This window comes from Caldibacillus sp. 210928-DFI.2.18 (assembly GCF_020554505.1).
Taxonomy (GTDB): domain Bacteria; phylum Bacillota; class Bacilli; order Bacillales; family Caldibacillaceae; genus Caldifermentibacillus; species Caldifermentibacillus hisashii.
In genome coordinates this window covers 1-6,177 of the sequence record NZ_JAJCHL010000132.1, presented here as the reverse complement: position 1 = coordinate 6,177, position 6,177 = coordinate 1, and the positions used below count along the sequence as shown (strand labels likewise).

General features: G+C 32.9%; 6 protein-coding genes. 5 read left to right on the top strand and 1 reads right to left on the bottom strand.

The genetic code is table 11. The annotated features are described in order from the left end of the window. Positions 1 to 108: 108 nt before the first annotated feature. From LIZ98_RS16565 to LIZ98_RS16545, 5 genes are all read left to right on the top strand, one after another. The gene (locus tag LIZ98_RS16565; RefSeq protein WP_227140298.1) at positions 109 to 852 is read left to right on the top strand and encodes a sensor histidine kinase; all 744 of its coding nucleotides are present in this window, start codon (positions 109 to 111) and stop codon (positions 850 to 852) included. Further along, the gene (locus LIZ98_RS16560) at positions 849 to 1,553 is read left to right on the top strand and encodes a response regulator transcription factor (RefSeq protein WP_227140297.1); all 705 of its coding nucleotides are present in this window, start codon (positions 849 to 851) and stop codon (positions 1,551 to 1,553) included. The genes LIZ98_RS16565 and LIZ98_RS16560 overlap by 4 nt, the downstream gene beginning before the upstream one ends. Then, on the top strand, positions 1,546 to 2,880 hold the full coding sequence (locus tag LIZ98_RS16555) for a hypothetical protein (RefSeq protein WP_227140296.1): 1,335 nt from the start codon (positions 1,546 to 1,548) through the stop codon (positions 2,878 to 2,880). The genes LIZ98_RS16560 and LIZ98_RS16555 overlap by 8 nt, the downstream gene beginning before the upstream one ends. 82 nt (positions 2,881 to 2,962) lie before the next feature. Next, positions 2,963 to 3,868 (top strand): acetamidase/formamidase family protein, encoded by a 906-nt coding sequence (locus LIZ98_RS16550; protein ID WP_227140295.1) that lies wholly within the window; start codon positions 2,963 to 2,965, stop codon positions 3,866 to 3,868. A gap of 11 nt (positions 3,869 to 3,879) precedes the next feature. After that, the gene (locus LIZ98_RS16545; RefSeq protein WP_227140294.1) at positions 3,880 to 5,238 is read left to right on the top strand and encodes an APC family permease; all 1,359 of its coding nucleotides are present in this window, start codon (positions 3,880 to 3,882) and stop codon (positions 5,236 to 5,238) included. 62 nt (positions 5,239 to 5,300) lie between these two features. Here the strand turns inward: LIZ98_RS16545 and LIZ98_RS16540 are convergent, their stop codons facing one another. Next, complete coding sequence (locus LIZ98_RS16540) at positions 5,301 to 6,056, bottom strand: dimethylarginine dimethylaminohydrolase family protein (protein WP_309240471.1); 756 nt, start codon at positions 6,054 to 6,056, stop codon at positions 5,301 to 5,303. Positions 6,057 to 6,177: the final 121 nt, after the last annotated feature.

The following is a 6,177-nucleotide window of genomic DNA, read 5'->3' as shown; positions in this document are numbered from 1 at the left end:
TACTTCCCAAAACCATTTACATCAAGCATTTAAACAAGATTTTGGACTGCGAAAGCTGAGTTATGATATAATATAAAATTATATTTATTTCAACAGTGAGGAGTACTTATGCTTGAATCTATTTTTATTGGTCTCGTCTTACTTTGCTTAGGTATACCGATTGCCAGTTTTGTTATTCTGCTATTATTGGGTTTCTTTGATAAAGAGTTAGATTATTTGCAGTTAGAAAATAAAAAAATTGAAATGGAAAAGGAATTGCATCGGGTTGAGTATTTTCAGTTAAGCCAACAAATTGAACCCCACTTTTTATTCAACTCCTTAAATGCCATGCTGTCTCTTGGAAGGCTTGGCAGAGCAAAGGATCAAAATTATGCACTAGAACAATTTTCTAAATTTCTAAGATATAAATATTCAGAAAAAGATTCTCTTGTCCCTTTTAAAAGAGAACTATCATACACAAAACATTATATATTCATTCAGAAAATAAGATTTGATAATCGGCTTTCTGTAGAGCTAACGATAGATGAGCGTGCCCAATCTACTTATTTACCACCATATATGTTGCAAACATTAGTTGAAAATGCTTTTAAACATGGACTTGAAAAGAAAAAAGGAACAAAGAATTTATTTATATCATTAGAACGTGAAGGAAATTGGGTAACGTTAATTGTAATGGACAACGGACCGGACTTTGAAGAAAATCAAATAGACTACCATGGAATTGGACTTCAAAATATTAAAAAACGACTGGGTCTTATCTATGAACTTTATACAGACTTAAAGATATATAGAAAAAATGGGATGACTATTGCAAAGGTCATTTGGCCCTACACTCCGGAGGGAAAAGTATGAATATTTTAATAGTTGATGATGAAATACTAGAAATAGAGCAATTAACCTATTTAATTAATGAAAAATACCCAGAATGGAAAATATTTCGAGCTGAGGATACAGTTCAAGCTAAACAAATTTTGCTTGTTCAAACAATACATTTAGCATTGTTAGATATTCATTTGCCAGGTGAATCTGGGTTGGAACTTTTCAAATACATTCGTCAGCATTATCAAACTGAATGCGTGATTGTCACTGCATTTGCTGAATTCCAATACGCCCAACAAGCAATCAAACTTCAAGCCCTTGATTACCTGGTAAAACCAATTATGACTGATGAGTTATATCAAATGCTTAACAAATATATTCAAAAAGTCGGCTATGTCGAGGGGCAATCTCAATTAATTAGACAAGCGTTAGAATTCATTCATGAACATTATCCGGAAAAAATTCATCTCTCAATGCTAGCAAATGAAGTTCATACTTCCCCAAACTACTTAAGCAGGAAGTTTTCTAAAGAAATCGGGATGAGTTTTCAAGAGTATTTAACATTACATCGTATCGAAATTGCTAAAAAGCTTCTAAAAAAGCAACCGGATTGGTCCATTCAAAAAATTTCTGAGGAAGTTGGTTTTGCAAGCATTCATTATTTCAGTCTTTCTTTTAAAAAACATGTAGGATCAACACCAAGTCAATATAGGGAGAGTCCACATCATGATTGATTCGTATATATTATTATTCTTTTTTGCTGGTATCCTTATCATTAATCTTGATAAGATCGCAAACCCTTCATCAATCCATAATTTTATCAATGTAAATTCAAATATTGGTCTCAAACAAGGTACAATTTTAATTTGGTTAGCCTTATATACACAGTTATTCTTTTTTTACCCTGTTTTTCTCTTATTACATTACGGTTTATTTTGGAGTTTTTTCTTTACTATTATAATGTTAATTTTTATTCATTTTATTATTAACAAAATAAATAGTCATCTTCATGGTGAAAGGATTGATAAGCCTGTTCTCTATCAAATATATGAACGTAAACTAACTAATCGTGCGTTTAAACCAGTGATTGTTATCATTTTTATTGCCAATCTGGATGGTTTTCTTTTGCAACTTCCTTTAGCCGCCTTATTTTTCGATTATTTTTCACCCAATTTATCTGTCGTGTTCATTTGTCTCCTTGTACTTTTCTCTATTATTATCGCTGCGCTCGGAGGCATGTTTAACATTTATCTGACAGGTTATATATTCTTACTGACTTGTGGGGGAATTCTGTTATTTATCCCACTTTTACTCTACTTAAAAACAGGAATTCATCACATTTTTCTATCATTTCATGAGATCCAATTCGAACAAAACCACCTATTTTTAATTTTCCTAACATCATTATTCGTGTTGATGGGAATATTACTAAGCCACATGTACTTATGGCAAGTATTAAGCTCAATAAAACAAAACTATAAAAAAAATTCTGTAACAATGTCCGTTTTTTGTTTTGCAGCTTTACCTTTATCAATGATTTTATTGACTGTTTATATGATTGCTACCTACCAAAATTCTTCCCTCATAGGTCTTGTGAGAGAATATTTAATCCAACCAACTACGGCAATTTCATTATTGGTAATTCTTGTATGGTTATTTTCTGTTATAAACACTGTAATCTTTTCCACATTTGCACTAGCTCAATCAGTAATCTTTTTACGCCATCAAAAACTAGTTAATAAAATGGGAAGATCTTTTTACTATATTCTCTTAATTAGCTGCTTTATCTTAACAATTATCATGTTGTTACTTAAAAATTATCTGCCTGTTTTACTTATGGCCTACCTACTCACATATATCGTAATCTCACTGCCATTTTGGATAATGTTAAACAGTAAGTGTAAACGTTCATTATGGTTTCCTCTTGCTATTATTCTTATCTGGTTCGTGAGTTTAGGCAGCTTTATATTTTACAATCAGGCTACACCAGCTATTTTTGTCGCGATAATCGGTACGGTAGCACTTTCGTTTATTTCTAAGTTGGTGGATTTTATAAAATAGTTAAGATTTTATAAAATTAGGTGTTTATATTATAAAAAATTTTTCAAAAAAAAGATAAAATAACTATAAAGGAGCTGATGATATGAGATATCAATTATCAAAGGAAACTTATATTTATGCAATGAGCAGTGAGAACAAACCTGTTTTACATGTGCCATCCGGAAGTCAAGTTGAGATTGAAACGTATGATTGTTTCCTAAATCAAATTGAAAGTGAGGATACCGGATATGGCTCAATTGATTGGGATCATGTTAATCCTGCTACAGGGCCAATATATGTTGAGGATGCAGAACCCGGAGACATTTTAAAAGTTGAAATCAAAAAAATCGAGCTTGCTGATGAAGGCACCATGGTCACCGGTCCTAATTTAGGTGTAATGGGTCACAAACTTTCAGATTTTTCAATTAAAAAAGTGCCAGTCAAAGATGGTATCATTCGTTTTAATGAAAAATTGGAATTTCCAATTACACCTATGATTGGAGTAATCGGTGTAGCCCCCGCTGAAGGTAAAATTAATTGTGGCACCCCCGGAGAACACGGTGGAAATATGGACACAAAATTAATTACTGAAAAAGCGACTCTTTATTTTCCTGTTTTCCATGATGGCGCATTATTCTCCCTTGGTGATGTTCATGCAGCAATGGGAGATGGTGAGGTTTGTGTTTCAGGGGTAGAAATACCAGCAAAAGTTTCTGCAACTCTATCAGTTATTAAAGGACAAAGTATTCCGACACCTTTCCTTGAAAATGAAGATGGATTTACTGTAATTGTATCAAGACAAACAATAGATGACGCAGCTAGTGTTGCCGTCGAAACAATGGTTCAATATTTAGTCGACCGAACAGATATGGAAACCGATGAAGTAACCATGTTGTTAAGTGCTATTGGTGAAGTACAAATTAGTCAAATTGTTGACCCTTTAAAAACAGCAAGAGTTTTCGTACCAAAATCAGTTCTGAAGAGTTACCAAGTAGATAAATTATTTTAGGAGGATTATGGATGGAAGCTCAAACCGTACAAACAGATCAAAAAACATATTATAAACAAGAATTAAAACGTTCCTTATCATTTTGGGACTTATTAATATATGGAATGATTTTCATGGTTCCAATTGCACCATTTGGAATCTACGGTTCAGTGGCCATAGGCTCAAATGGAATGGTTGCTTTAACTTATTTAATCGGTATGATTGGGATGATTTTCACAGCGGTTAGTTATGCACAAATGTCGGAAGCTTTCCCAATTGCCGGATCGGTTTATTCATATGCACAAAGAGGCATTAATGATTCAGTTGGATTTATTGCCGGGTGGCTAATTTTATTAGATTATGTTTTCGTTCCAGCACTTCTATACTTGGTTAGCGCTTCTGCGTTGCATGATTTAGTTCCCCAAGTTCCAATTGTTTTATGGGCAGCATTGTTTATTGGCATTAATACAGTGATTAATGTATTAGGAATTGAGTTCACTGCTAAAGCTAACAAAATCATAGTGGTTTTGGAATTAATCGTATTAGCCATCTTTTTAGCCGTTGGAATTATTGCAATTGTTCAAGGTGTAAATGGTGCTACCTTTACGATGAAACCTTTATATGATGGTGATTATTTTAATATGAACCTTGTTATGGGAGCCGTTTCAATAGCAGTATTAAGCTTTTTAGGATTTGACGGCATTTCAACTTTAGCGGAAGAAACAAAAGAGGGAAGTAAAGCAATCGGAAAAGCTTGTATTGTAGCTCTATTAACAGTTGGAGTAATGTTTATTATTCAAACATGGGTTGCAGCATTAATTTGGCCGGACTTTACTACTTTTGAAAATGCCGATGTTGCCTTTTATCAAATTGCTGAAGTAGCTGGAGGTACTTGGTTAAGAATATTAACAATTTTAGCAACTGCACTATCCTGGGGAATTGCAAATGCACTAGTTGCTCAAGCTGCAATATCAAGAATTTTGTTTAGTATTGCTCGTGATGGGAAATTTCCTAAATTTTTGTCAAAAGTGCATCCAAAATACAAAACACCTTATTTGAGTACAATTTTAATTGCTGTTGTTTCTGTTTTTGTTGTATCATTTTTTTCATCTCAAATTGGTAAGTTGTCATCAGTAGTTAATTTCGGTGCTCTTTCATCATTTTTATTTTTGCATATATCTGTAATTAATTACTTTTTACGAAAAAAGAAAAGTAAAAATTACTTAATGCACTTAGTTATGCCAGTGATTGGTTTCCTTATAATCGGTTATGTCTGGATTAATTTAGATTCATTATCAAAAACACTAGGGTTTATTTGGCTCGCTATCGGTATTCTTTACTTAATCGGTCTAAAATTATTTAAGAAGGATACATCATTAAATATTGATTAAGGTTTGGTAAGGACCCTCAATGTGTAGGGTCCTTTTTTATTGTTTTTACAGAAATCTTAATTCTATGTTTTTTCCCTCTCAATCGGCAATGTACAGCAGCGAAATGAGCCGCCTGATTTAATGATTTCAGTTATGTCCACTTCAATGACTTCAAATCCGTTATTCTGCAATGCTTCATTAACCTGTTTATTTACTGGTAAACTTAAGATTTTCCGGTTTCCAATGGACAACACATTTGTTCCAAGCGTAAATTGTTCATCTTCTGAAACTGCAATTAATTTGTATCGCTCTTTCAATTTTTCAATATCTTCCTTATCCAATGCCTCAGGGTAATATAAAGCCAGTTCAGGTGAAACGATATTAAATACACAATCTAAGTGAAGGAATTTTTCATGGAAATTTATTGGAATAATTTCAAACTGTTTACCTAATAACTCTTGAAGATGTTCAATTGCCTCTCTCTTTGTCCGAGAACTCAGTCCAATATAAATGTGATCCCGGTCAATAATCACGTCCCCGCCTTCAAATTGATGACCGATAATATTATAGTAAGAGATTTCTTCATCTTCTAACCATCGTTTCAGTACTTCTTCTTCTCCATTTCGAACCTCGCTTGCCATATCTGCAACAAATATCGTTTGTCCTAGAACAAAGCCGATATCCCTTGTAAATACTTGTTCAGGATATTTTCTGTGATAAGGAAGTAAAAATACTTCTACACCATGTTGTCGTAATACATGGACAAATTGATTATGTTGCTCGAGAGCAGTTTCAATATGTATTCCTTCATCTTTAAAATGCTTTTGCGTTTCATTTATAACATCCCGGAAAAATCTATGAAATATTTATACCACAAATTACATTTTTATCAAGTGTTTTTCTAATTACTCAACTTTCGCATACAGAAATATTTAAGCATTGCTTGATATAATTAGGTAT